General features: G+C 67.6%; 16 protein-coding genes. 8 read left to right on the forward strand and 8 right to left on the reverse strand.

The annotated features are described in order from the left end of the window. Positions 1-10: 10 nt before the first annotated feature. The 3 genes from EAH73_RS00620 to EAH73_RS00630 form a co-directional block, all read right to left on the reverse strand. On the reverse strand, positions 11-460 hold the full coding sequence (locus EAH73_RS00620; RefSeq protein ID WP_140464375.1) for a hypothetical protein: 450 nt from the start codon (positions 458-460) through the stop codon (positions 11-13). Between the two features lie 147 nt (positions 461-607). Then, positions 608-1,351 (reverse strand): LytR/AlgR family response regulator transcription factor, encoded by a 744-nt coding sequence (locus EAH73_RS00625; RefSeq protein ID WP_140464376.1) that lies wholly within the window; start codon positions 1,349-1,351, stop codon positions 608-610. Positions 1,352-1,418: 67 nt separating this feature from the next. Next, a complete protein-coding gene (locus EAH73_RS00630; RefSeq protein WP_140464377.1) occupies positions 1,419-2,546 on the reverse strand; it encodes a sensor histidine kinase in 1,128 nt (375 codons plus the stop codon). A 440-nt stretch (positions 2,547-2,986) separates the two neighbouring features. Here EAH73_RS00630 and EAH73_RS00635 point away from each other — a divergent pair, with 440 nt between their 5' ends. The 5 genes from EAH73_RS00635 (at position 2,987) to EAH73_RS00655 (ending at position 13,010) form a co-directional block, all read left to right on the forward strand. Continuing rightward, a complete protein-coding gene (locus tag EAH73_RS00635; RefSeq protein ID WP_140464378.1) occupies positions 2,987-7,516 on the forward strand; it encodes a Pls/PosA family non-ribosomal peptide synthetase in 4,530 nt (1,509 codons plus the stop codon). Between the two features lie 200 nt (positions 7,517-7,716). Further along, the gene (locus tag EAH73_RS00640; protein ID WP_140464379.1) at positions 7,717-7,980 is read left to right on the forward strand and encodes a hypothetical protein; all 264 of its coding nucleotides are present in this window, start codon (positions 7,717-7,719) and stop codon (positions 7,978-7,980) included. A 53-nt stretch (positions 7,981-8,033) separates the two neighbouring features. After that, a complete protein-coding gene (locus EAH73_RS00645; protein ID WP_140464380.1) occupies positions 8,034-8,753 on the forward strand; it encodes a 4'-phosphopantetheinyl transferase family protein in 720 nt (239 codons plus the stop codon). Positions 8,754-8,774: 21 nt separating this feature from the next. After that, a complete protein-coding gene (locus EAH73_RS00650) occupies positions 8,775-9,650 on the forward strand; it encodes a hypothetical protein (protein WP_140464381.1) in 876 nt (291 codons plus the stop codon). 75 nt (positions 9,651-9,725) lie between these two features. Beyond that, a complete protein-coding gene (locus tag EAH73_RS00655; protein ID WP_140464382.1) occupies positions 9,726-13,010 on the forward strand; it encodes an AsmA-like C-terminal region-containing protein in 3,285 nt (1,094 codons plus the stop codon). 21 nt (positions 13,011-13,031) lie between these two features. On the opposite strand, the gene EAH73_RS00660 is transcribed toward EAH73_RS00655, so the two are convergent. Further along, positions 13,032-13,577 carry a hypothetical protein gene (locus EAH73_RS00660; protein WP_140464383.1) on the reverse strand — a complete coding sequence of 182 codons (546 nt, stop codon included), beginning with the start codon at positions 13,575-13,577 and terminating at the stop codon, positions 13,032-13,034. Positions 13,578-13,851: 274 nt separating this feature from the next. Here EAH73_RS00660 and EAH73_RS00665 point away from each other — a divergent pair, with 274 nt between their 5' ends. Next, a complete protein-coding gene (locus EAH73_RS00665) occupies positions 13,852-14,550 on the forward strand; it encodes a hypothetical protein (protein WP_140464384.1) in 699 nt (232 codons plus the stop codon). A gap of 89 nt (positions 14,551-14,639) precedes the next feature. Here the strand turns inward: EAH73_RS00665 and EAH73_RS00670 are convergent, their stop codons facing one another. After that, entirely contained in the window at positions 14,640-16,415 is a 1,776-nt protein-coding gene (locus EAH73_RS00670; protein WP_140464385.1) for an AMP-dependent synthetase/ligase, read from the reverse strand. Between the two features lie 517 nt (positions 16,416-16,932). Here EAH73_RS00670 and EAH73_RS00675 point away from each other — a divergent pair. Continuing rightward, positions 16,933-18,891 (forward strand): CocE/NonD family hydrolase, encoded by a 1,959-nt coding sequence (locus EAH73_RS00675; RefSeq protein WP_140464386.1) that lies wholly within the window; start codon positions 16,933-16,935, stop codon positions 18,889-18,891. Positions 18,892-19,063: 172 nt separating this feature from the next. Here the strand turns inward: EAH73_RS00675 and EAH73_RS00680 are convergent, their stop codons facing one another. Further along, the gene (locus EAH73_RS00680; protein ID WP_140464387.1) at positions 19,064-21,814 is read right to left on the reverse strand and encodes an MGH1-like glycoside hydrolase domain-containing protein; all 2,751 of its coding nucleotides are present in this window, start codon (positions 21,812-21,814) and stop codon (positions 19,064-19,066) included. Positions 21,815-21,989: 175 nt separating this feature from the next. Between EAH73_RS00680 and EAH73_RS00685 the strand changes: the two genes are divergently transcribed. Then, positions 21,990-22,223, forward strand: coding sequence for a hypothetical protein (locus EAH73_RS00685; RefSeq protein ID WP_140464388.1), 234 nt, complete (start codon positions 21,990-21,992; stop codon positions 22,221-22,223). Positions 22,224-22,300: 77 nt separating this feature from the next. Here the strand turns inward: EAH73_RS00685 and EAH73_RS22925 are convergent, their stop codons facing one another. Next, on the reverse strand, positions 22,301-23,152 hold the full coding sequence (locus EAH73_RS22925) for a hypothetical protein (RefSeq protein ID WP_161599400.1): 852 nt from the start codon (positions 23,150-23,152) through the stop codon (positions 22,301-22,303). Positions 23,153-23,395: 243 nt separating this feature from the next. Continuing rightward, positions 23,396-26,056 (reverse strand): glycoside hydrolase family 3 C-terminal domain-containing protein, encoded by a 2,661-nt coding sequence (locus EAH73_RS00695; protein ID WP_140464389.1) that lies wholly within the window; start codon positions 26,054-26,056, stop codon positions 23,396-23,398. Between the last annotated feature and the right edge of the window lie 35 nt (positions 26,057-26,091).

The raw sequence follows: 26,091 nt of genomic DNA on the forward strand, positions 1-26,091 counted from the left end.
CGGCAGCGGGCTACAGTTTAGTGCCCCGGGTGGCCCCGCCTTGTTGCTGCACCAGCCACTGGTTTAGGGCCCCTTCCTCGGCGAAGAAAGCCACCCGGGCGGCGGCGGCGGGCGGCGCGGGGGCCCCCAGCGCCGCCAGGTGGCGCGGCGAGGCCAGGTAGCCCAGGTACACGGGGCCGGCCAGGCGGGCGGGCAGCAGCGGCAGGAAATCGGCCGTGAGCCAGCGCGTGGCCACCGCGTCGAGGGCGCTGCCGCGGCCGCGCACGTCCACCACCCAGTAGGGGCAGGCGGCGGCTTCGGCGGCGGCCAGCAGGGCCCGGTAGCCGCGCCGCAGCTCGGCGCCCGACACCGGCCGGCGCCAGCGCGCCACCAGCTGGTGCACGTCGGGGCGGTAGGCCAGGTGCAGGAAATCGGTTTCCGGCGGCGCCAGGGCGGCGGGGGCAGCGGTACGGAGGGGCATGGCCAACAGCAGAAGCAAGCGGGCGGCCCCAGTGCCGGCCCGCGGCGCAAAGGTGCCGCCCAGGGCCCCGGGGGCCGCCGGGCTTCGGCCGGCAGCCGCGCTTCCTAGACCAACCCGGCGGTTCCATCGGCGGGGCCCCGGCGGGCCTCAGGACCAGCGGCTCAGAAACTGCCCAAACGCCTCCTTGTACTGGTCGCCCACGGGCAGCGTGGCCTCGCCGATTTGCACGGTGAGGCGGCGCACGGCCTCAATTTTATCGAGCGCCACGATGAACGAGCGGTGGATGCGCAGGAAGCGCCGGGCGGGCAGTTTCTCCTCCATCGCCCGCAGGCTCATCAGCGAGAGCAGGGCCCGGGGCGAGCTTTTGAGGTGCACTTTCACGTAGTCCTTCAGCCCCTCTACGTACAGAATGTCGGCCAGCAGCACCCGCACGAGCTGGTACTCTACCTTCAGGAAAATGCTGTCTTCCTCGGGCGGCGCAGCGGCCGGAGCGGCCGCGGCGGCCTGGTCGCGCTCGGCGTAGGTGCGGGCCTTGCCAGCGGCGCGCAAAAATTCCTCGTAGTTGAAGGGCTTCACCAGGTAGTCGAGGGCATCGACGCGGTAGCCCTCCACGGCATACTGGCTGAAGGCAGTGGTGAACACCACCCGGGGGCCCCCACTCTGGGCCAGCACGCGGGCCAGCTCCAGGCCGTTGAGCTCCTGCATTTGAATGTCAAGAAACGCCACGTCGACCCCGCCCGGGGGCAGCGCGTGCAGGCCCTTCAAAGCTTCCACGCCGTTGTCGTAGCGCCCCACCAGCTCCAGAAACGGCGTTTTTTCAATAAACGAGCAAACTAAGCCGAGGGCCAGCGGCTCGTCGTCAACGGCAATGCACTTGAGAACGGTAGACATGAAACGAGAATTCGTAAGGTTTTAAGTCAAGGAGAACGGATAGAAAGGCCCCAACGGCTACCGCCAGCTACACCGTCAGCGTCAACTCCACCAGGTATTCGTTGGCGGGCGTGCGCTCGGTCACGCGCAGGTCGTAGCGGCCGGGGTAAAGCAGTTCGAGGCGGCGACGGGTGTTGGCCAGGCCGATGCCGTTGCTACCGGCCAGGTCGGTGGTGGGCGTGGGCAGCAGCGTGTTGCGCACTTCCAATTCCAGCGTGTGGGGTGTGGGCTGGCGCAGGGCCACCACAATGCGGCTGGTGTGTGAGGCTGCCGCGCCGTGCTTAAAGGCATTTTCGACGAAGGGCAACAGCAGCATGGGAGCCAGCGGCACGTCGTGCAGCGGCGCGGGCGGCGCAAATTCTACCGTTACGCGGTCGGTGAGGCGCAGCTGCATCAGGGTGATGTAGTCCTGGATGAAAGCCACCTCCTGGCTGAGCAGCGTGGGCCCCGCGGCCGTGTCATACAGCACGTAGCGCATCATGCGCGAGAGCCGGTGGATGGCCGAGCGCGCCTGCTCGCCGTCGAGCAGCGTGAGGGCGTAGATGTTGTTGAGCGTGTTGAAGAAAAAGTGCGGGTTGATTTGGGCCTTCAGCGAGGCCAGTTCCGAAAGCACGCGCTGCTGCTCGAGCCGCTCGCGGTTCTGGGCCTCGTTTTGCCAGCGCTGCACCACCGTGATGCTGGTGGCAATGCCCAGCACCAGCAGTGTGATGAGCGTGCCAGTGGCATCGAAGCGAAACGCGCTGCGGGGCCCCCGCAGGCCGCCGCCGGGCAGGGGGCCGCCGGGGCCCCGCAGCTGGGGCCCCTGGCCCGCTGGCTGGGTGGCCGCATGGAAGGCGCGGTCCATCAGCTCGCGCAGGTGCAGCTGCTTTTCCAGGCCGTAGTTGGCCAGCAGCAGCAGCGCGGCGGTGGCCACCAGGGCCCCCACAAACCAGCCCGTGTGCCCCCGAAACAGCAGCCGCGGCACGCTCACGCCCGCCGTTAGGTAGAAAGCGCCCACCCACACGGCCAGCATCACGCCCTGCTTCACCCAGAACTGCGGGGGCATGACGACGCGCCCCGTGAGCGGGTGAAACAGCAAAAAAGTGAGCCCGAACAGCCCCCACACCAGCACGTGGATGAGCGGCTGCAGGGCGCGCCGGAACGTAAAATCGGCCATTGGGGGGAAGCAAAAGGGTAGGCAGGCGGGAAGGCAAATTTAGGCCCACGCCCCCCCCGCCGGCCCCCGGCCCGACCGACCGGCCGATTGTGCCGACCAGCGCCCGGCTTTGGCCGCTCGCCCCCCGCCGCCGGGGCCCCATCTGGCGCTATCCTTGCACTGCACCTTACGGCTAATAATCGGCCCGGCCGGCGGCGCGTTAGCTTCATCAAAAACCCCGGCGGCAACGCTAGCTTTAGGGCCTCCCGTTGCAGCAGCCCTTCCTCCAGAACACCAGTTTAAGGAGGATTAAAAATTAAAGCCGTTGAATTAAAAATCTGTCTGTCAAATTCTTAATTCAACGGCTTTAATTTTTAACTCCCCTCCCAAGCCGCAAACCGCCCCTACTTTCACACCCGCCGCGCCGGGGCCCCAGGGCCCCGGCGCGGTCCCCCGCCCCTATGCTCGACGTGAACGAACCGCTGGTTTCGCCGCCCGCGGCCGACCCGGCCCCGCCGGCTCCTGAATTTGAAGTTCAGTTTCAGAAGAAGGAAAAGCTGATTGCCGGCTACCTGGCGGCCTTCGCGGTGGTGTACTACCGCCACGCGCCCGAGCGCGACCCAGCCCAGCTGCAAGCCACGCTGCACATCGCCAACGCGGCCCTCGACTTCCCCGCCGCCGCCGTCACGCTGGGCCTGCACAACGGCCTTGCGCTGGCCGAGGTGGCCGCCGAGGCCACCGCCCAGCTCGCCCTGGCCCTGGCCGGCGTGGCCGAAGAGCTGGGCGCCGGCATTGTGCGGGCCCGTATTTCCTTCCCCGCCCCCGAGGCCCAGCGCCCCGACCAAACCTGGTGCGTGACGCTGGGCTTCGAGCAGCCCGAGCAACTCGAAGCCGTGGCCGTGGGCTTTAGCTGCACGGAGGCCGCGGGCGGGCTGCGCGGCGAGCCCTTTATGCCCGCCCACGTGCAAAGCGTATTTGAGCAGCTGGCCACGGCTCCCGGGGCTACTGTGGGCCACGTGTTTTTCCTGGCTCCTGAAGAGGTGGCGCAACTGCGGCAGTTTGGCAGCGGGCCCCCGGCGGTGCCCAGCGAGGGCCCCCAGCAGCTCCACCGGCTGTTCGAGGAAACCGCCCGCACCTACCCCAACCAAACGGCTGTGCAGTGGGCCGGCCGTGCCGTGCCCTACCACACGCTGAACGCGCAGGCCGACGCCCTGGCCGCGCGCCTGCAAGCGGCCGGCGTGCAGCCCGGCGACTTCGTAGGCCTGCTCATGCACAAGTCGGTGGCGCTGTACGCGGGCATGCTGGCCGTGCTCAAGGCCGGGGCGGCCTACGTGCCGCTCGACCTCTCCTACCCCGCCGACCGCGTCACGTTCATTCTCAACGACTGCGGGGCCCGGGCCCTGCTCGTGAATGACGAAGCGCCCGACTACCTCGCCGCCTGGCCCGGCCAGGTGCTGCACCTGGCCGAAGCGCCGGCCGCCGGGGCCCCCGCGCTGCTGGGCGCCGTGGCCGGGGGCCCCGAGTCCATTGCCTACGTCATCTACACCTCCGGCACCACAGGGCTGCCCAAGGGCGTGCTCATCCCGCACCGCAGCATTTGCCACCTGGTGCGGGCCGAGCAGCTGCTGTTCCAAACCACGCCGCAGGACCGCGTGGCGCAGGGCTTTTCGGTGGCCTTCGATGCGTCGCTGGAAGAGCTGTGGCTGGCCTGGGCCGCCGGCGCCGCCCTAGTGCCCGTGCCCGAGGAAACCATGAAGGCCCCCGATGCGCTGCCGGACTTCTTGAGCACCAACCAGGTAACAGTATTCTCCACCGTACCCACGCTGCTCTCGCTGCTGGCCAGCGCCGTGCCCAGCCTGCGCCTGCTCATCCTCGGCGGCGAGGTGTGCCCGCCCGAGCTGCTGGCCAAGTGGGCCAGCCGCCAGTGCCGCGTGGTGAACACCTACGGCCCCACCGAAGCCACCGTGGTGGCCACCGCCGCCGACTTCGTGCCCGGCCAGAAGCTCACCATCGGCCGGCCCCTGGCGGGCTACGAGGCGCTGCTGCTCGACCAGCTCGGGCAGCTCGTGCCGCTGGGCGCCACCGGCGAGCTGTGCATTGGGGGCCCCGCGCTGGCCGCCGGCTACCTCAACCGCCCCGAGCTGACGGCCGCCAAGTTCAACACCGTGGCCGGGCTGGCCACCGGCTTCAGCGGCCGCCTCTACCGCACCGGCGATTTGGCCCGCTTCGAGGCCGACGGCAACATCGACTTTCTGGGCCGCATCGACACGCAGGTGAAAATCCGGGGCTTCCGGGTGGAGCTGGCCGAAATCGAGTCGCTGCTCTTGCAGTGGCCCGGCATCCGCAACGCCGCCGTGGCCCTGAAAACCGGCGACGACGGCGTGCAAAAGCTCATCGCCTACCTCATCCTCGACCCCGCCCACCCGCTGCTCGACGCCAAGGCCGTGCGTGCCTACTTGCGCGAGCGGCTCGCTCCTTATATGATGCCGGCCGCGCTGGTGCCGCTGGCCGCGTTCCCGCTGCTCACCAGTGGCAAGGTCGACCGCAAGGCCCTCCCCTACCCGGTGGTTGGCGACGCGGCCCCCACCCGCGAGCTGGCCCTGCCCCGCACCCCCACCGAAGCCGCCGTGTACGCCGCCTGGCAGAAGCGCTTCGACACGGCCGACCTCTCCACCACCGACGACTTTTTCGAGATTGGCGGCAACTCGCTGCTGGCCTCGCTCATCATCTCCGAGCTGCGCCAGCAGCCCCAGTTCGCCGGCCTCTCGGTGAAGGAGATGTACACCCGCCGCACCATCGAGGCCCTGGCCCAGGCCGTGGACGCGGCCGCCGCCGCTGCCCCCGCCCCAGCCGCCGAGGGCCCCGCGGGGCCCCCGGTGCCACGCGCCTCGCACGCCCTGCGCGTGTTCACGGCGGTGCTGCAAGCGGCGGCGGTGTTCCTGTTCTACCTCGTGCCGGTGCTGGTTTTGAACACTTCCATCGCGCTGCGGCCCTGGGCGGCGGCGCAACCCGAATGGGCCATTGCGGCGCTGGTGGCGGCCGCGGTGCTGGCCTACGTGCCGGTGGCCTGCGGGCTGGTCGTCGTGTTCAAGTGGCTGATTATTGGCCGGTTCCGGGCCGGCGAGTACCCGCTGTGGGGCCTGTACTACTTCCGGTTTTGGGTGGTGAAGAAGCTGGTGGAAGCCGCACCCACCCAGCTGCTTTCGGCCACGCCCTACCTCAACGTGTTCTACCGCCTGCTGGGGGCCCGCATCGGCCACGGCGTGTACCTGGGCTCGACGCGCCTGATGTGCTTCGACCTGCTCACGCTGGACGACGGCGCCAGCATTGCCCGCGAGGCCGGCCTGCTGGGCTACCGCATCGAGCGCGACCGCCTCATCCTGGGGCCCATCCGGGTGGGGCGCGACGCCTACGTGGGCCTGCGCGCCATCCTCGAAACCAACACCGAGCTGGGCGACGAGGCCGAGCTGGACGACCTCTCGGTGGTGGCGGCTGGCCACCGCGTGCCGGCCCGCGAGGGCTGGCAGGGCTCGCCATCGCAGCGCGTGCGCACGCTGGCCGGCGCCGCCCCGTCGCGGGTGCGGCCGGGGGCCCCCTATATGGTGGTCCAAACCCTGGCCATCGCCCTGATGCTGCTGCTACCCACGGGTGCGTCGGTGCCAGTGTTCGGCTTCTTCTACGAGGCCGTGGAGCGCTACGGGCTGCTGCCGGCGCTGGCCACGCTGGTGCCGCTGGCGGCCGCCTACGTGCTGGTGCTGGGGGCCCTGCTGGCCCTTGTCAAGCGCTTCGTGGCGGGGCGGCAGCTGGCCGGCACGCTGCCCTTGTACAGCCTGGCCTACGTGCGCCACTGGCTGGCCGACGCCGTGCTGGCCCAGAGCCTGAGCGTGCTCAAGCCGGTGTACGCCACCATCTACGCGCCGTTCTGGCTGCGCTTATTGGGCGCCAAGGTGGGCCGCCGGGCCGAAATATCCACCCTCAACCACATCTCCGCCGACCACCTCACGGTGGAGGCCGGCGCCTTCCTGGCCGATTCGGTGAGCGTGGGGGCCCCGCGGGTGCAGCGCGGCCAGGTGGCCGTAGAAGCCACCGTGGTGGGGGCCCGCACCTTCATCGGCAACAGCGCGGTGCTGGCCGGGGGCACGGTGCTGGGCACGGGCCAGCTCATCGGGGCCCTGTCCACGGCGCCGCCCGCGGGGGCCCCGCCGAACACGTCATGGGTGGGCTCGCCCTCGTTTTTGCTGCCCAACCGGCCAGTGTCGGCCACGTTCACCGACGCCCTCACCTTCGACCCGCCCACGCACTTGGTGTGGGCGCGGGGCGCGATGGAGTTCTTCAAGATCACGCTGCCGTTTGCCTTCGTGTCGGCCACATTTGCGGCGGTGTACCACTACTGCGCGTGGCACCTGCGCAACGGCTACCCGTTCTGGATCAGCGCGTTGCTGGGCACGGGCGTGTTGCTGGGCACCGTGCTGGCACTCTCGCTGCTCACCGCCGCCACCAAGTGGGTGCTCATCGGGCGCTACCGGCCGTCGGAAAAGCCGCTGTGGTCGAGCTATGTGTGGCGCAACGAGCTGGTCAACTCACTGTGCGAGAGCTACGTGTTTCTGTACTGGGTGGCGCCGCTGCTGGGCACGCCGTTCGCCACTTCATTCTTTTTGCTGATGGGTAGCCGCATCGGCCACTCGGTGTACTTGGACACGACTGAAATCACGGAGTTCGACCTGGCCTGGGTGGCCGACCACGCCGTGCTCAACAACGGCAGCACCATCCAAACCCACTTGTTCGAGGACCGCGTCATGAAGATGTCGACCCTGCGCATCGGGCGCTACGCCACGGTGGGCACCTCGGCGGTGGTACTCTACGACTCGGTTATCGGCCCCGGCGCCACCCTCAAAAGCCTGTCGCTGCTGATGAAAGGCGAAACCCTCCCCGCCAACACCCGCTGGCAGGGTATCCCGTGCGCCTTCATCCCGGGGGGCGGCAATGGGTGAGGTTGGGGTGGCATTTCGGATAGCGCGCTAGCCTCTCAGATTGATAGGTTGACGAGAATCAGGGATGGTCAACCGTCGAAATTCGAGGTTCAACGGCAATCAATCTAACTACACTTTTGACTAGCTCTTAATTCGAAGAATTTTGCAAGAGTTAAAAATTCATGCTAAGGATTATTAAGAGCCTTATATCGTGCTCATGCTTGCTGCTTGTCTCCTGCGTTACAAGAGAAACTGAGTTGGTTAAGCAGGGTGAACAACTCGTTTACAGAATCGAAGCCTACAGAAGCAGAAAAGGATACGTTCCAAATGATTTAGGTGACATAGACATTATAGAGAGGGAAGAAAGCACTTTGCATTATAAAAAGCTTAATGAATCCAACTATGAGATTTGGTTTGGAACATCATTAGGTGAATCCAAGACTTATTACTCCGCTAAAAAATCATGGGAAAGTCATCAACAATAGTTTTGCTAACGCTTGCAAATTGATCTTCTGTACTCTACCCCGCAACCCACCCCATGCCCCTTCCCTTCGTGCACCTCTGGCACGCCGACCTGGCCGCCGAGCACCCCGCCTGGGGCCCCGCGGAAACTACCTTGTCCGAAGCAGAACGGGACCGGCAGGCGCGCTTCCGCACCGCGGCGCTGCAGCAGACGTACGGGCGGGCCCACGGCTTTTTGCGGGCCGTGCTGGGGCCCTACGCGGGGCAACGGCCGGCAGATTTGACGCTGGCGGCGCCCGTGCTGCGCGGCAAGCCGGCGCTGCCGGCCCCGGCGGCGGTGCAGTTCAACCTCTCGTACCGGGCCGGGCGGGCGCTGCTGGCGGTATCAAACGAATGGGCCGTGGGGGCCGATGTGGAGACCCTACACCCGATGACCGACGCGCTGGCCCTGGTGCAGGAGCTGTTCTCGGGCCCCGAGCAGGCGGCCTTGCGCGCCACCGCGCCGGGGGCCCCCTGGGAGGCCTTGTTCTACACCATTTGGACGCGCAAGGAGGCCTACGCCAAGGCGTTGGGCATGGGCTTGTCGCTGCCGTTTGCCGATTTTTCGGTGCTGGGGCCCGGGGCGGACGGGGCCCCGTGGCTGGCGGCGCCGGCGGGCGCACAGCTGCTGGGCTTCGCGGCGGGGCCGGGCCACCTGGGGGCCCTGGCGGTGCTGGGGGCCCCGGCCGGCGTGGTGCCGCGCCACTTTTATTTTCCCGATGATTCGCTATATTATTGTAAATCAATATTTTATTAATATATTTTCTCACTTACCTACGTGAAGCTATTATTTCTGGCCGGGGCCCTGGCGCTGCCAGGCGCCGGGTTGCGGGCCCAAACCCTTGCCGCGCCGCCGCCCCCCGCCGCGGCCGATACCGCCGAGTGGACGGTGGCCCTCGACGCCGACCAGCGCACTTACTACCTGGGCCGCGAGTACGGCGACCACGCGCTGGCCCTGAGTCCGAGCGTGGTGTACAGCCACCCGAGCGGGTTTTACGGGCAGGTGCAGGGCTATTATTTCCGGCAGAGCGCACCGCCGCGCTACTCGTTCACGGACCTGGAGGTGGGCTACGCCAACGAATTTTTGCCCCGCTGGACGTACTCGGTGTCGCTCGACCGGGTGTTTTTTACGCAGGCCTTGGGCCCCGGCGAGCCCCGCATCAACAACGGCTTCGAGGCCAATACGGCCTACGCCTGGGGTCCCCTGGCGCTGGCGCTCGACTACAATTTCTTCTTCCAGCAGCAACGCGCCCAAACGGTTTCGGTGCTGCTCACGGGCACGCTGCGGAAGGATAACTGGCTGGGGGCCCAAAGCTTGACCCTGACGCCGGGGGCCGAGGTGTTCTACGGCTCGCCGCTGGCCTTGCTGCGCTACGGCGGCGCCTACGCGCCGCCGGGCGCGGCGGGCGCGCCGGCGGTGGCCACGCGGCGGCGGCGCAACGGCACGGTGGTGCCGGCCGTGCCCGACGCCTCGGCTGCGCCGCGCCTGATGGGCTACGAGCTTACCTTGCCGCTGGCCTACGCCCACTACCCGTTCTCGTACGCCCTCACCGGCCACTACGTGCTGCCCCGGCGCACCCCCACCGACCCCAGCGCCGAGGTGCTGCGCCCGGCGGCGTACGCAAGCTTTCGGGTCGACTTTACGTTTCGGTAGCGCGGGGCGGCAATAGGCTGATCGGTAGGCCGTGGTTTTGCGTATGGGGCCCCATTGCCCCCGCGCTCGTTTAGTATGAAAAAAATATCCCTCCGTGTGTTGCTGGCCGGCTTGCTGCTCGTGCTGTTGGCGGCGGGGGGCGGCGCGTGGCTGCTGGGCAGCCGCTACGGCCGGGCCCTGATTGCCCAGCGCGTGCGCCAGCAGCTGGCCAAAAACTCGGACCTGGTGCTGGGGCCCTTCGAGGTGGAGGTTTCACCCTGGCGCGACTTCCCGCACCTCACCGCCTCGCTGCGCCACCTAGCCCTCACCGACACCGCCCGCGGCCGCGCCGAAACCGTGCTGCGCCTCGACCGGGCCGATGCGCGCCTGGAGCTGGGGGCCCTGCTGCACGGCCGCGTGCAGGTCACGCGCCTCACGCTCAGCAACGGGGCCCTGCGCGAAGTGGTGGACTCGACGGGCCACAGCTGGGGGCTGCGCGGCAAGCGCCGGCCCGGCCCGGGCAAGGCCCCGGTGCTGGATTTGGGCCTGGATTCGCTCATTATCAATAACTTCACCATTGAAACGCGCAACGCCTACATCCACAGCGCCATTGGGGCCCGGGTGCGGGTGGGGCGGCTGGCGGGCCGGCTGGCGGGCGGCGTGCTGCGGGTGCAGGGCCTGCTGGACGGGCAGCTGGAGTTCCTGCAAAACCCAAGCGGCACGCTGCTGGCCCACGAGCCGGTGCGGGCCCGGGTGCGCTACCACTACACGTTCCGGGCCCGGCAGGGCAGCTTCGACGACACGCGCTTCACGCTGAACGGCGACACCGTGCGCCTCAGCGGCACCCACACCGTGGACCCCACGCGCCCCACCGGCACCCAGCTCGCCCTGCGCTTTGCCGGCGACCAGCCCCTGCTGGCGGTGCTCAACACGGCCCTGCCCCCGCGCCTGCGCCCCTACCTGGCCGGGGCCACCAGCCCGAGTAAGGCCCAGGTTACCTACCGCATCGAGGGGCAGAGCGGGCCCACCATGCGGCCCCGCACATTGCTCTCCTTTAAGCTGCGCGACGCCAGCCTGGCCTGGCCCGACTCGGCCCGCCGCATCAACCACTGGGACCTGGCCGCCACCTACGACAACGGCCCCGGCCACCGCCCCGAAACCACCACCCTCACCCTCCAGCGCTGCCGCCTGTATTCGCCCGCCGGGCAGCTCGACGTGGCCCTCATGCTACGCAACTTCCGGCAGCCCTACGTGCGCGGCCGCCTGAGCGGGCGCACCGAGCTGCCCGAGCTGGCGGCCCTGCTCACGCCGCGCGGCCTCTGGCAGGCCCGGCGCGGCACGGCGGCGCTCAACGTGACCTTCCAGGGCCTGCTGCGGCCGCCGCCCAACAGCACCCGGCTGGCGGCGCTCCAGCGCAACCTCGACGTGCGCGGCGCGGTGGTGCTGCGCAACGCCGACCTGCTGCTGCCCGCCCGCCACGCCCGCCTCTCGGCCCTGAACGTGCGCATCGGCATCGCCGACAGCGTGTGGAAGCTGACGGACGCCTCGGGCGTGCTCGACGGAATGCGCTTCCAGGCCTCGGCCACCACCGTGCACCTGCTGGGCTACCTCACCGGGCAGTCGGCCACCACCACCATCCGCGGCGATTTTGCCGTGGACGACCTGCACGTGGGGCGCCTGCGCGGGCTGCTGCGGCCCCCGGCGGGGGCCCCGGCGCGGCCCAACGCCCGCCGCCGCGCCCAAGCCCGCGCCGCCCTCACGGCCACGCTGGGCACCAGCCTCATCCCGCAGGGCATGCGCCTGAGCGTGGCCCTGCACTGCCGCCGCCTGCTGCTGCCCGCCGATACGCTCTCCGACTTATTTGTGCGGGTGTACCACGACGGCCGCCAGGTGCGCCTCCAGGGCCTCACGGGCCGCATTTATGGCGGGGAGGTGCAGGGCAACCTGGCTTGGCCCACCGACACGGCTGCCACCGACGTGCCCCCCATCAACTTTCAGCTGTCGGTGCACTTCGGCACCCTGCCCTACCGGCAGCTGCTGGCCCGCCTGGCCCCCGTGCGCCGCCCCGCCCCGGGCCGCCCGGGCTACCGAAAGCGCGCCGCCTTGCCGGCGCTGCGCGAGCTGCTGCTCACCGCCGACGGCCAGCTCGACTGCTCCATCGACGCCGTGCGCCTGCCCGACGGCCAGTCGTTGCGCAACCTGCGCCTGCGCCTGATAAAGGAAGACTCGCTGCTCGACATGCCCTACCTCACCGTGACGGTGCCCCAGGGCGGGCAGGGCCGCGCCTCGGCCTCGGCCATTGTGGACGACTTGCGCCTGACGGCCGCCGCCGCCGACGTGAGCCTGCGCTACGCCACCCTCGACGTGCAGCAGCTGCTGAAGCTGTTCGCCGCCCTCAGCCCGCCCGACAGCCTCGTAACGCCCGCTAAGCGCGTGGCTCGCCAGGCCGCCCGCACCCGCCGGGCCAGCGGCCGCACTGCCCGCGGCCGGCCCCGCACGGGCTCGATGCTGACCAACGGCGTGCTCGCGGCCACCCTGCACGTGCAGGCCGACCAGGTGCGCTACGCGGCGGTGCGCGGCGGGCAGTTCCGGCTGGCGGTGCACTTGCGCGATGGCACGGCCCGCATCGACACGGCGGCCCTCAACGCCTTTGGGGGCCGGGTGCGCCTGAACGGCGTGCTGCACACCAACCGCGGCCGCGACCACCACCCGCTGCATGTGCAAACCAGCCTCGAGGACATTCAGCTCCCGGCGTTTTTCACCGTGGCCCAGGCCATGGGCCTGCGCGTGCTCGGCGGCGACAACATCCGGGGCACGGTGCGCCTCTCCGGCGACCTGCGCACCGACCTGGACGCGGCCTTTTTGCCCGGCTTCGACCAAACCCAGGCCTACCTCCAGGCCGACATCCGCAACCTGGAGCTCATCGACGTGGAGGCCCTCACCGAGAGCCTCAAGTTCATCCGCAAGGAGCGCAGCGGCCACCTCTACTTCGAGCCCGTGCGCACCCAGCTCATCCTCGACCGCGGCGAGCTGCTCATCCCCGACCTGAAGCTGAACAGCAACCTGGCCAACATGGCCCTGAACGGCACCTACGCCCTCGACGGCCGCGCCAACCTCTACATCGGGGCCAACGCCATTCAGGCCCTGTTCGGCGACAACCAGAAGCGCATCGAGCGCATCAAGAACAACCAGCCCCTGGCCCCGCGCCCCCACCCCGGCCTCACCTACGTGAACCTGCGCCGCACCAGCAGCGAGACCAAGTACCGCGTGCGCCTGTTCAAAAAAGAGGAGCAGCGCCAGCAGCAGGACCAGCTGCGCCTCCAGGCCCGCCAGTTCCTCGTCACCCAGCGCCTCGACACCACCCTGCGCCTGCTGCCGTAGGGCAGCCCCCCGGGGCCCTGGCTACACCTGGCCGTTTTCGGGCAGGGCCAAGCCGATGAGCAGCAGGGCCCAGAACAATACGCCCCCCACCAGCAGCACCCACTGCCGGCCGCTGAAGCCGGTGGGCTCGCGCAGGGGCACGCCGTGCAGGCGCGGCAGGGTGCAGTTGAGGGCCTCAAACCCCGACACCAAAAACCCGAAGGCCCCCACCGACACCAACCAGTACGGGTCGGGCAGGCGCGACAGCAGGCTGAGCACCACGTAGCCGCTGGCCGCGTTGCCGGGCGAGAAGCCAGCCGGGGCCCCCGCCCGCCGCGCCAGCTCCTTGATGCGCACCAGCAGGCCGTAGATGGTGAACACGCTGAGGAGCACCCGCGCCACGGGCCAAGTGTCGTTCTGCTCCCATTGCTTGAAAAAACGCCAGGCTTTGTACTGCCACCACAGTGCGTACACGCCGCCCGTGGCCGCGCACAGCGCCACAAACCGGCCGGTGCTCAGCAGCACCTGCTCCTCCACGTACACGAGGGGCGGGGCAAAATAATCGTCGGCAGTCAGGGGAGCGTCCATGCGGGCGGAAATGGCGGAAGCGGTGCGTTTCCCAAAGAAACGGCGCGGCCGCTGGGGCCCCGCACGGGCCAGCCGTCGGCGGCGAAAGTTGCTGTTTTTTGGCCGAATAAGCCAACGGCGCGGCGGGCCCGCCCCGGGGCCCCGGCGTTTTTTGGCGCGGTTTGGGGGCCGGCGGTGGGTAGGGCCCCGGGGAATAAAGAACGCGGGGTTTCGGTTGTTGCCGGCCGTTTGCCGTAAAAGGGTTCAGCTTATTCGCACTTTATTCCCTTTTCCGATGCCAAATTTCACCGTCGAACGCCTCTCCTTCCAGCACCTGGCCGAGCTGCCCACCGCTTGGGACAACGCCGATTACAAGGCCCTGCTGACCAAAATGGCCTACGACAACCCCGACGAAATCGCCGCCGCCGAGCTCAAGGCCATGTGCCAGATGTCGCTCACGGACCTGGAGCCCGCCGAGTCGGCCAAGCTCGTGCTCGAGTATTTGTTTGAAGACGCGCTGACGGGAGGCCAGCTCGACCAGCTTGCCCACCAGCTCCAAACCGAGAAGCTGTGGGAAGAAAACCCGCGCCTGGAGCTGCACGAAGGGTTTTTCAACGCCACGCAGCTGCTCTACGAAGCTTACAACGGCAAATTCCCGCACCCGCAGGCCGTCGAGTTCAAGGTGAAAGTAACCGCCGCCGACGCCGCCGACCTGGCCGTATTTGACGAGAGCCCGGCCGCTCCGCTGCTGCGCCTGCTGGGCCCCGGCCTGTCCGACAGCGCCCTGCTGCACCGCCTCTTCGGCGACCAGCTGGCCGGCACCACCTTCCCCGAGGCCCCGTCCATCCTCTGGCAAATCAAGCCCACCGAGAAAACCGCTACCAGCGTCGTGTTCGACGTCATCGCCTCCGATTACTGGCTCGAAGACTTCAAGTACGCAGACACCTACGAGGCCCCCACGCACGCCGACGAGGCAGTGGCCGAAGCCGAGTAAACAGCTCCGCCGCGCACAAAAAGAGGGCCCCCGCTCCGTACTAGCTACGAAGCGGGGGCCCTCTTTCTGTGCGCGTTGCGGCTGGCCGGCTAGCTGTACAAGCCCGCGATTACGGGCTCGTGGGCCTCGGTGATGGCCTTGCGCTTGAGCTTCAGGGTGGGGGTTAGCTCGCCGCTTTCCACGGTCCAGGGGGTGGGCAGGAGGGCAATTTTCTTCACCTGCTCCCAGTGGGCAAACTGGGCGTTGCAGGTCTGCACCAGCTCGTTAAACAATTGCTTCACAGGCTCCTGGGTTACTAATTCTTCGATGGGCAAGCCGGCCAGGGGGCCCTGGCTTTGGGCCCAGTCCAGCAGCGCGGCGGCGTTGGGCACCAGCAGGGCCCCGGGGAATTTCTGGCCGTCGCCCACCACCATGGCCTGCTCGATGAGCGGATCTTCCATGAGCTGCGCCTCGATGCGCTGCGGGGCCACGTACTTGCCGCCGGAGGTTTTGAACATCGCCTTTTTGCGGTCGGTAATCTTCAAAAACCTCCCGTTCACAAACTCGCCGATGTCGCCGGTGCGCAGCCAGCCGTCGGCGTCCACGGCCTCGGCGGTGAGGTCGGGGCGGTTGTAGTAGCCCAGCATCACGGAGGGCGAGCGGGTGAGGATTTCGCCGTCGGGCGCGATTTTCACCTCCGCGCCGGTCAGCACGGGGCCCACGGTGCCGGGCATGTTGTTGGCGCGGTCGTAGCGGCAGGCGCTCACAACGGGCGACGATTCGGTGAGGCCGTAGCCTTCCATTACGTGGATGCCCGCCGCCCAAAACACCCGGGCCAGGCGCGGTTGCAGGGCCCCGCCGCCCACGATGATGCACTTCACGCGCCCGCCCAGCGCCGCCCGCCACTTGGCAAATACCAGCCGCCGGGCCACGGCCAGCTGGGCGTTGTACCAGGGCCCCAGGCTGCGCTGCGGGTCGAAACGCAGGCCCAGGTTCACGGCCCAGTTGAAAAGCTTTTTCTTGATTCCGCCGAGCTGCGCGCCCTGCGCCAGAATCTTCTCGTACACTTTTTCGAGCAGCCGGGGCACGGCCACGAACGTGACGGGCCGCACCTCGCGCAGGTTGTCGCCCACCGCGCCGATGCTTTCGGCGAAGGTGATGCCCAGGCCCAGCTGCATGAACAGGTAGGTGCCCGTGCGCTCCAGCACGTGGGCCAGGGGCAGCACGCTCAGCACCCGGTCGCCGGGGGCCCCGGGGATGAAGTCGTGCATGGCGCGGCAGTTGCTGAGCATGTTGTCGTGGCTGAGCATCACGCCCTTGGGCTGGCCGGTGGTACCGCTGGTATAGATGATGGTGTGCAGATCGGTGGGCTGCACGGCGGCCTTCAGGGGGGCCAGCGCGTCGGGCGCCACGCCGCGGCCCAGCTCCTGCAGCTCGGCGAAGGGCCGCGCGTCCGGCACCGACTCGAAGGTGAAAACGTGGGCGGCGGGTAGGTCCAGGCCTTCGCTGGCGGCCAGCACGGTGCGGTACAGCTCGGCGTTGGCCACGAACACGGCCCGCACCTCCGCATCCTTCAAAATGAAGCGGTAGTCCTCGTCCGTCACGGTGGGGTAGATGGGCACCGACACGGCCCCAAGTTGGGCGATGCCAAAATCGGCCAGTAGCCACTCCGGGCAGCTAGGGGCCACGATGGCCACCTTGTCGCCCCGGCCCACGCCCAGCGCGTGCAGGCCCCGGCTCACCAAATCTGCCGCCTCCTGCACCTCCGCCGTGCTGCGAGGGGCCCACTCCTCCCCGCGCTTGGCCACCAGGCAGCGCGGCTGCGGAAATTGGGCGAGCTGGTAGGCAAGGATATCAAACGTGCGGGTGACGCCGGGAAAAGGCATGGGGGCGGGTGTAGTGAAACGGGTTGCGGGGCAGCGGCAGGCCGCTCCGCCTTGGTATACGGTACTTGGGGCCCCATCGGTAACCTCGGGCGTAGCGAAACGGGGCAGCGTGGCGGCTTTTCCCGTCGTTGGGCCGCGCGGGCGGGGCCCCGGGGCGGCGGCTCGTTTTGGCTATTTGGGGTAATAGAGGTTCCCGTGCTGAGGGCAAGCCAATTACTCAAACAGCTTCTAAATCAGCGACGGTCTGGAGCAAGGTGGCCCGACGAAGCTCTGCGGGCAATTCGCCAACCCGCCCCGGCCAATAAAAGCCCCGCTACGCCCCGGCCGCGGCCTGCCCGTAGCCGAGCAGCAGCACCACTACGCCGATGGCGAGGTACACGAGGAAGCGTTTGAGGTTGGCGGCGGGCTTTTGGTGGTCACACATACCGGCCCAACACGCGCGGCGCCGGCGGCGTTTCATGGGCCGCATAGCCGCGGGGGCCGTACTTAGGGCCCCATTCGTTTTTCCCTTCTTCGCATGACTCGTTTTGCTTTCGCGGCTGCCCTTTTGGTGGCCGCCGCCGCTGGTTCGGCCGGGGCCCAAACGCCGGTGCCCACGCCCGCCCGGGCCCCCACGCCCCCCACCCGCGCCCAGGATTCGGCCTTTGTGCGGCAGCACTACCGCAAGCTTGAGCACCAAATCGTGATGCGCGACGGCACCAAGCTCTACACCGTGCTCTACGTGCCGCTCGACGCCGCGCCCGGCCGCCGCTACCCGTTTCTGATGACGCGCACGCCCTACTCGGCGGGGCCCTACGGCGCGGAAAACTACCGCCTGCGGGGCCCCGGGCCCAGCCGCGAGCTGTCGGAGGAGCAGTACATTTTCGTGTACCAGGACGTGCGGGGCCGCTACCAAAGCGAGGGGCAATTTGAGGAAATGACGCCCGCCCTGCCCACGGCGGCCTCGGACAAGGCCCGCCGCCGGGGCCCCAAGGGCCAGCCCGCGCCCCACGACGAGAGCACCGACACCTACGATACCATCGAGTGGCTGCTGAAAAACGTGCCGAACAACAACGGCCGCGTGGGCATCATGGGCATTTCGTACCCCGGCTTCTACGCCACGGCCAGCCTGCCCACGGCCCACCCCGCCCTCAAGGCTGTGTCGCCCCAGGCGCCGGTCACGGACGAATTTCTGGGCGACGACGCCCGGCACAACGGGGCGTTTTTTTTGCTGGATAACTTCGACTTCACCAACTACTTCGACGTGCCGCGGCCCCAGCCGGTGGCCAAGTACGAGGCCCTGTTCAAGAGCCAGCCGGCCGACGCCTACCAGTTTTTCCTGAACCTGGGGCCCCTGGCCGGCGCCAATGCGCCGCAGTACTTCAACGGCCGCGCCCGCATCTGGAACGAGTACTTGCAGCACGACACCTACGACGCCTACTGGCAGGCGCGCAACATTCGCCCGCGCCTCACCGGCGTGCGGCCCGCCGTGCTGGTGGTGGGCGGCTGGTTCGACGCCGAGGACCTGTTCGGGGCCCTGCACACGTATAAGGCCATTGAGCAGCAAAACCCCGGCGCCACCAACCGCCTCGTAATGGGCCCATGGACCCACGGCGCCTGGAGCCGGCCCGACTGGAGCCGCTTCGGGCCCCTAAACTTCGGCGCCAACACCGCCCAGCACTACCGCCAAACGCTGGAAACGCCGTTTTTCAACCACTACTTGAAGGACAAAGGCGCCTTCAACCCCGCCGAAGCCACCGTATTCAACACCGGCACCAACGATTGGCAAACCTACCCCGCCTGGCCGCCCAAGGCCGCCGCGGGCCGCTCGGCCTACGCCGGCGCCAACGGCCGCTTGGCCTTCGCCGCGCCCGCGGCCGACGAGAAACCCGAGGAATACGTGAGCGACCCGGCCCACCCCGTGCCCTACTCCGCCGGCGTAGCCGACGGCCGCAACAACGAGTACATGATTGAGGACCAGCGCTTCGCCGCCCAGCGGCCCGATGTACTGGTGTTCCAAACTGAGCCGCTGGCCGAGGACCTGACCGTGGCGGGGCCCCTGGGCGCGGACTTGTGGGTGAGCACGTCGGGCACCGACGCCGACTTCATCGTCAAGCTCATCGACGTGCTGCCCGCCGACACGCCCGCCCCGGTGCCGAACCCCGACGAGCTGCTGATGGGCGGCTACCAGCGCTTGGTGCGCGCCGAGGTGATGCGCGGCCGCTTCCGCCAGAGCTTTGAGCACCCCACCGCCTTCGTGCCCAACCAGCCCACGGAGGTGAAGTACGAACTGCCCGACGTGCTCCACACCTTCAAAAAAGGCCACCGCCTGATGGTGCAAGTGCAAAGCACCTGGTTCCCGCTCGTGGACCGCAACCCACAGCAGTTCCTCAACATCTCCACTGCCAAAGCCGCTGATTTCCAGAAAGCCACCATCCGGCTCTACCACGACGCCGCCCACCCCTCGGCGCTGACGCTGCCGGTAGTGGCGCCCTAACAAAAGAACGTGATGGGGCGCATTATGGGGCCCCCAACCCTGTCATCCTGAACGCAGTGAAGGATCTGAGGACAATGAAACGGCACGCAGTAAATCATTGACTACTGCAAGATGTTCGACTGTCCTCAGATCCTTCACTGCGTTCAGGATGACAGGGTTGGGGCCCTACTTTTTATTGCACGCGCTGCACGCGCAGGTAGTCGAGCATAGCTTGGTTCACGGCGATGTTCATGTTGGTGTTGGCGGGCTCCAGGGCAAGGCGCAGGCTGTTTTTGCCTTTCTCGAGGCGCACCAGCACGGGGTTGGTGAAGCCCCAGTTCGACCACTCGCCGGTGCCGCGCTGGGGCAGCACCACGGTGCCGAGCAGGGCCCCCGCGCCGCTGCGCAGCGTGCGGATGGCGCACTTGTTCTCGGTGTTGATGGGGCCGTTGCCGTTGGCGTAGCGGAAATCGAGGGCGTAGAGGCCGGCCTCGGGTACCGTGACGGGGATGGCCAGGGCCGGGTTTTGAGTGGTGCTGGTTTCCACGAAGCCCGCGCCCGTGAAGCCCTGGTAGGGCAGCTTCGACTTGGGCGCCACGGTTTCGAGCGGTACTTGCTGGGGCCCCACGCCGGCGCTGGCCACAGCCACCGGCTCGCTGGCGAACGACTCCAGGCCCTGGGCGTCCACGGCCACCACTTGGTACTCGGCGAAGGCAGCCGTGGGCACCGGCCAGCCGATGGCCGGGTTGGCGTTGGTGGTGATGACCTGGGCGTTTTTCAGCACTTTGTAGCTTTTGGCGCCGGCCACGGGGGCCCAGCTCAGGCGGTTTTTGGCGTAAGTGACTTGCGGCGTTTCGGGCGAGAACTGGTTGGCCACGCGGTTGACGGGTGCGGCGGCCGGGGCCTGGCTTTTGAGCACGATGCGCAGGGCATGGCGGCCGGTAAGGGCGGCGGGCACGGCCGCGTCGGGCAGCGGCTGGCCGTCGAGGGTAATCGCCTGGATTTCATTGCCAAAGCCGCTCATTTCCACGTCCAGCACCGCGCCGCGGTAGCGGAAATTCGTGAGCTTGCGGGGGCCCTGGAAGGCCTGCGGCACGAAGGGGCGGAACACCAGCCGGTCGGTTTCGTAGTGCATGCCGAACAGCACTTTGTACACCAGCCCGAGGCTGCCCGACAGGCTCCAGAGCATGTTGGAAGAGTTGATTTGGGTGCCGGCGAAGTCGCCGTTGCCGGCCACGAAGTTCTCTTTGTTGGTGAGGAATAGCGCCGCCGGGCGGTAGATGGCGGCCATACTCTCAGTGAGGGAGGCTTCGTTGCCGGTTTGGGCGGCGGCCAGGGCCCAGAAGCTTTGCACAAAGGGCCACACGGCGTCGTTGTGGTAGGGCGGGATGCCGGGAATTTGGGGGTAGATGCACGGCACGCCGAACGGCACAGTGGGCGTGCGCTCCACCACCGTTTTGGCCCGCGCCGCGTCGGCCACGCCGAAGTACACGCTCAGGGCCTCGCCCAGGGCCTCGGCGCGCGGCGACACGCTGCCGAACACGCGCCCGTAGCGGAACTGGCCGTAGTAACCGGCTTTTTCGAGCCACAGGTACTGGTTTACGCCGTGGCGGATTTGGTTGGCCAGCCGCTCGTGGTCGGCGGCCACGTCGGCGTGGCCCAACTGGCGGGCCATGGCGGCCAGCACGGTGTTGGCCTGGGCGTGCACGGCGTTGGTGCCCAGGTTCTCGCTCTGGTAAATGTCCACCGGCTGCATCCAGCGCGGGTAGGTTTGCTCGCGCCAGTCCAGAAACGACGACTCGCCGCGCACCAGGCCGGTTTCGGGGTTGTAGGCGTTCTGCACGTCGTCGGCAATGGACTGCTGCACAATGGGGTACACTCGACGCAGCCAGGCCTCGTCGCCGGTTACCTTGTAGATTTCCCAGGCGGCCACGGCCCATATCAGGCGGTCCGTGGAGCACGGGTAGGCGCCGCCCGTGCCCGTGTCCTGGATGATGCGGCCCTGGGGCGACACCTTGCGCAGTAGGCTTTTCATGGCCGAGCGCGGCTGCAACGTGGCCTGCGCCAGGATGATGGAGTAGCTGATGTCGCGCGTCCACACGCCGGCCCACTCCTTGCCGGTGCGGAAAGTGCTGTCGGGCTCCACGGCGCGGCGGGCCTCCTCCAGGGCCAGGTTGTAGAGGGCGTCGGCTAGCGGGTACTCGGACGAATACTGCGGGAAGTCGTCGGTTTTAATGGTTTGGTGCCACTCCTGGGCGGTGGTTTTGGCGGCCTCGGGCGCGTTCAGCACCAGCGTGGTTTCGTAGATGCCGTCGCCGTCGGGGTCGTGCATTTCCAGCTCCGGCTTGTTCACCAAGTTGTCGAAGTCCCAGCTCAGCGGGGCCACGTCGCCGGCCACCAGCACGTGCTTCAGGTCCTGCTTGTAAATCTTTTCGCCTTTGAAGGTGGTGTAAAACCCGTCCTTCTGAAACGCCGCCAGCACGGGCCGCAAATCCAGCCGAATCTTCACCGGCGTGCCCGGGGCCAGCGTTGCGCCGTCGGGCGCGGCCGCGGCTTCGGGCCCCGGCTGGCCGAAGGTGATGACCGGCGTTTCCAGGGGCCCCGCGCCCGCCGCGCCGGGGCCCCGCAGGGCCACAAAATGGTGGTCTTGGCCCGATGGCAGCTCGTTGTCCTTGCCGTTGAGGCTGAACTTGAAGGCGATGCGCGGGCTCAGGGCGCGGGCCGGGCTGTGGTAATTGGACGTGAGGGCGGTGGCCGAGGCGGCCGTGGCCCGGTAGGGCCCCTGCACCACGGCGTCGCGCAGCAGGGTGTAGGCGTCGGAGTGCCACACCGCGCCGGGCGTGGCAGCCGGCGCGGTGCCGGCGGCAGTCAGGGGTTTTTGCGTTTGGCAGGCCATCACCAGCAAGTTGCCGGCCACGGCGGCCGGAAGCACCAGGTATTTCATGGCCGCAAAGAAAACCCAAACCCCGGGGCCCCGGGCCGAGCGCACCGGTTTGGCACGGTATTGTAGCAATAGTACTTCGATAGGCAATATTTTTTCCCGCCGCGCAGTTTAGGGGGCGGGCTTGGTATTGGCCTCACGCGCTTTTCGTTCTCCTCTTAATCCCCCCTCCCGCCCCATGCCCCGTTTTCTGCTGTTGCTCTTTTGCGCGTCGTGCGCCTGGCTGGTTGCCCCCGATGCGTCGGCCGCACCCCTGCGCCACCGCTTCCCCACCCCCGGCAACCACCGCCCGGTGTACACCTACTACCACGGCGGGGGCAGCCCCCACCGCAAATTCAGCCTCTTTGGCCACCGCTCGGGCACCCACAAGGTGAAACCCCACCGCCCGAGCCGCCACCGCGGCACGCGCTAGGGCCCCGGCCACCCATCCCCCACACACAAAAAATCCCCGCCGGTTGGCGGGGATTTTTTTGTTGGAAGACCGGCCGTTTAGCGCAGCGTAATCATCTTCGTCCAGGCCCCTACCGTCACGCTGGCGGAGTTGTCGCAGGCCTGCGTGCCGCTGGGGTCGTAGTCGAGCACGAGGGTACTACCCTTGTCGTTGGCCAGCGTCACGGTGCCGGCCACGTAGTACTTGTAGCAGTCGCCGCGCTTGACGAGGGGCTTGGTGATGGTGGCCGTGTAGCTAACGCCCCGGCGGTTGGTACCCGCCGCCTGGCCGGTTACGCTGTACACGTCGTCGGCTACCTGGGGCGTGCCGTAGCCGGCGGTGCGGGTGTAGGTGCGCTGGGCCGTCCAGGTGCAGGTGCCGCCGTTGTTGGCGTAAATGATGCTGCCGTTGGCCACGGCCACCGAAAACGAGCCGTTGCCCAGGTCGGTGAAAGTGCGCGTGGCCGTGTGCTGGTTGTCGTTCACGAAGTAACCCTCGCGGGTAACGACGGCCCCCGAATGGCGCGCGAGGTTGGCCCCGGTGAAGCGCACCACAATCTGGCCGCGGCGGTAGCGCCCGTCGGGGCACAGGCAGTTGGTGGCCCCAAAATCGATGGTGAGCGTGCGGGTGGCGGCCACGTAGGTGCGGGTGCCGCAGGTACCGTACACCCGCGCCAACTCAGCGGCACCGGCCACGGCGGGCGAGCTGTTCTGGGTTTCGTCCTGGGGCGCGGCGGCCGTCATGATGTCGCCGCTCAGCGCGGTTTCGCTTTCGGTGGTGCTGTTGTCCTCGGCGGTCGTCACGTCCTGGTCGGGCGTCACCACGTCGGTTTGGCGCTTGCAGCCCGAGGCGAATAACAGGCCGCTGGCCAAGCTGGCCAGCACAAGGGAACGGGCAGAAATAAGGGGCATGGGCTTAAAGAATAGAAGGTGAAGCAGGAAATAATTTGGCAGTTGGAGGAGCTTGGCAGATGCAAGTTTAACCCCATTACCAAAAGATTTTATCTCTCCTAAATTCTTCTATTATAAGTAGTTTAGATGCCATAATACCGCGCCTTTCTCGCGCCGACCCTGCGAATCTATTGGGCAGCTAGGGGTCCCAGCCGCAGGGCCCAGGGCCCCCGCGCCGAGCAGCCGGGGGCCCCGGGCCGCGCGTTATTTCTGATCAATGGCCACGGGCGCGCCGGCCAGCAGCACGCTGGCCTGCTGCACGCGGCCGGCCTGCACGGCCGCCGCCAGCGGCTGCCCGCCGCCCACGAACACCTGCACGCGGCCGGGCGCTTCTACCCGGTGGGCCTGCGCATCGAGGCGCGAGAGTTGGCGCGGCGTCAGCGTGAACTGCACCGTTTGCTGCTGGCCGGCGGCCAGGCTCACGCGCCGGAAGCCCTCCAAGGCGTGGCGGGCCACCCGGCCGGTGGCGCCGGGGTGGCGCACGTAGAGCTGCACCACCTCGTCGCCGGCCCGGGCGCCGGTGTTCTGCACCTGCACGCTCACGCGGAGCGGCTGGCCAGTTACGGGTTTCGACAGCAGTTTTAAGTTACTGTATTTGAACGTGGTGTAGCTCAGGCCGTGGCCGAACGGGTACAGCGGCTCGCCGGTGAAGTAGCGGTAGGTGCGCCCGGCCATGCTGTAGTCGTCGAAGGCCGGCAGCTGGGTTTCCGACTTGTAGAACGTGACCGGCAGGCGGCCGGCGGGGTTGTAGTCGCCGAAGAGCACGTCGGCCAAGGCCGTACCGGCGGCCTGCCCGCCGTACCAGGCGTTGAGGATGGCCGGCAGGTGGGCGGCCTCCCAGGGCGTGGCCAGGGCGCTGCCCGTCATCAGGGCCAGCACCACAGGCTTGCCGGAGCTGTGCAGCACCTTCAGCAGGTCGGTTTGCACCTGCGGCAGGCCGATGGTGGTGCGGTCGCCGCCGCTGAAGCCGGGCACTTTCACGTTCATCTCCTCGCCTTCGAGCTTGGGCGAAATGCCACCCACGAACACGATGGCGTCGGCGTCTTTCACCCGCGCCAGGATGTTGGCCGCGTTCATGGTTACCACCTTTGCCCCGGTAAACTTGAGGATGGTGCGGCGGTCGGTTTGCAGGTATTCTAGCTTGATGCGCAGCGGCTTACCGGCCGTGACGCCCAGCAGGTGCTCCTTGGTGGAGAAGCCGCGCTCGGCCCAGGCGTCAATCACCAGCTTGTCGTCCACAAACAGCCGGTAGCCATCATCGCCCGAGATTTGCAGGGCCAGGTCCTCGGTTTTGGCGGGCGTGAAGGTGGCCAGGTAACGGGCCGAAAAGTTCTCGGCCGGCAGGCCGGGGGCCACTTCCATTTTCACGTTGGCCAGGTAGCGGTCGAGGCCGGCTTCCTGGCGGGTGGCCACGGCGGGGCCCTCCAGGCCAATGCCCTTAAAATACTCGGCCCGGAAGCCCGGCTTGCCGTCGTAGCTCAGTTGCTGGTTGAGGTCCAGGGGCTCGTACACCGTGTTGCTGGCGTAGTCAACCCCTTGCATGTAAACCACTTCAGTGCCCGCCCCCACCTTGGCCCGGATGCCGGCAAGCGGCGTGACGAGGGTGGTGGGGAAACCGTTGTAGTTGCCCAGCTGCACGCTTTCGTTGTCGGCGTTGGGGCCCATCACCACAATCTTCTTCAGGTTTTTGCGCAGCGGCAGGGTGTTCTTTTCATTCTTGAGCAGCACCATCGACTCGCGGGCCATCTTAAGGGCGTGGGCTTGGTGCGGGGCGCTTTCCACCACGCTCATCGGAATGCGGGCGTACTTCACGCGCTCCACGGGGTCGAACATGCCCAGCTGAAACCGGATTTTGTAGAGCCGCTTCACCGACACGTCGAGCTGCTGCTCGGTGATGAGCTTTTTCTGCACCGCCTCCAGAAGTGAACTATAGGTGCCTGGCTGACCACCGCACTCAATGTCAGTGCCGTGCATCACAGCATTGGCGGCGGCGGTAGCCGCGTCGGGGTCGGTTTTATGATGCTGCCAGAAGTCGTCGATGCCGCCGCAGTCGGAGGTAACGTAGCCCTTGAAATTCCATTTCTTGTATAAGATGTTGGTCATCAAGATGTCGCTGCCGCAGCAGGGCTGGCCGGCGTAGGCGTTGTAGGCGCACATCACGCCGGCCACCTTGGCATCCACAATCAAGTCGCGGAAAGCGGGCAAATACGTGTCCCACAGGTCGTAATCGCTGATTTGGGCGTTGTACTCGTGGCGCGACGATTCGGGGCCGCTGTGCACGGCGAAGTGCTTGGCGCAGGCCGTGATTTTGAGGTACTTGGGGTCGTCGCCCTGGAAGCCGTGCACCAGCGCCGAGCCCAGCTGCCCGGTCAGGTAGGGGTCTTCGCCGTAGGTTTCCTGGCCCCTCCCCCACCGCGGGTCGCGGAAGATGTTGATGTTGGGCGTCCAGAAGGTAAGACCTTGGTAGATACCGCGTTCACCGCGCCGCACGTACTCCTGGTGCACCGCCCGTGCCTCGTCCGAGGTCATGGTGGCCATGGCCAGCATGGCGTCCTTATCAAAGGTGGCGGCCATGCCGATGGCCTGTGGGAACACCGTGGTTTTCAAGCCGGTGCGGGCCACGCCGTGCAGGGCCTCGTTCCACCAGTTGTAGGCCGGAATGCCCAGCCGGTCGATGGCCGGCGAGGCGTTGAGCATCTGCGACACCTTTTCGGGCAGCGTGAGGCGGCCCACCAGGTCATCCACGCGCTGGTCGAGGGGCAGGTCAGGGTTCTGAAACGGGAAGTCGGCGGCCGGGGCGGCGGGCGGCGACTGGGCCCCGCTGGCAAGCAGCAGCAGGCCCAATAAGGTGGTAACTAGCTTCATGGAATAGGAAGGAACAGGAATTATTTGGTGAAATT

Origin of the sequence: Hymenobacter nivis, assembly GCF_006439025.1 — a bacterium.
In the GTDB taxonomy this organism is placed as follows: domain Bacteria; phylum Bacteroidota; class Bacteroidia; order Cytophagales; family Hymenobacteraceae; genus Hymenobacter; species Hymenobacter nivis_A.

What these genes read in the sequence shown, in the direction of transcription:
- EAH73_RS00620 (WP_140464375.1), bottom strand. Translation starts at nt 460, where the DNA reads ATGCCCCTCCGTACCGCTGCCCCCGCCGCCCTGGCGCCGCCGGAAACC.
- EAH73_RS00625 (WP_140464376.1), bottom strand. Translation starts at nt 1,351, where the DNA reads ATGTCTACCGTTCTCAAGTGCATTGCCGTTGACGACGAGCCGCTGGCC.
- EAH73_RS00630 (WP_140464377.1), bottom strand. Translation starts at nt 2,546, where the DNA reads ATGGCCGATTTTACGTTCCGGCGCGCCCTGCAGCCGCTCATCCACGTG.
- EAH73_RS00635 (WP_140464378.1), top strand. Translation starts at nt 2,987, where the DNA reads ATGCTCGACGTGAACGAACCGCTGGTTTCGCCGCCCGCGGCCGACCCG.
- EAH73_RS00645 (WP_140464380.1), top strand. Translation starts at nt 8,034, where the DNA reads ATGCCCCTTCCCTTCGTGCACCTCTGGCACGCCGACCTGGCCGCCGAG.
- EAH73_RS00655 (WP_140464382.1), top strand. Translation starts at nt 9,726, where the DNA reads ATGAAAAAAATATCCCTCCGTGTGTTGCTGGCCGGCTTGCTGCTCGTG.
- EAH73_RS00660 (WP_140464383.1), bottom strand. Translation starts at nt 13,577, where the DNA reads ATGGACGCTCCCCTGACTGCCGACGATTATTTTGCCCCGCCCCTCGTG.
- EAH73_RS00665 (WP_140464384.1), top strand. Translation starts at nt 13,852, where the DNA reads ATGCCAAATTTCACCGTCGAACGCCTCTCCTTCCAGCACCTGGCCGAG.
- EAH73_RS00670 (WP_140464385.1), bottom strand. Translation starts at nt 16,415, where the DNA reads ATGCCTTTTCCCGGCGTCACCCGCACGTTTGATATCCTTGCCTACCAG.
- EAH73_RS00675 (WP_140464386.1), top strand. Translation starts at nt 16,933, where the DNA reads ATGACTCGTTTTGCTTTCGCGGCTGCCCTTTTGGTGGCCGCCGCCGCT.
- EAH73_RS00680 (WP_140464387.1), bottom strand. Translation starts at nt 21,814, where the DNA reads ATGAAATACCTGGTGCTTCCGGCCGCCGTGGCCGGCAACTTGCTGGTG.
- EAH73_RS00685 (WP_140464388.1), top strand. Translation starts at nt 21,990, where the DNA reads ATGCCCCGTTTTCTGCTGTTGCTCTTTTGCGCGTCGTGCGCCTGGCTG.
- EAH73_RS22925 (WP_161599400.1), bottom strand. Translation starts at nt 23,152, where the DNA reads ATGCCCCTTATTTCTGCCCGTTCCCTTGTGCTGGCCAGCTTGGCCAGC.
- EAH73_RS00695 (WP_140464389.1), bottom strand. Translation starts at nt 26,056, where the DNA reads ATGAAGCTAGTTACCACCTTATTGGGCCTGCTGCTGCTTGCCAGCGGG.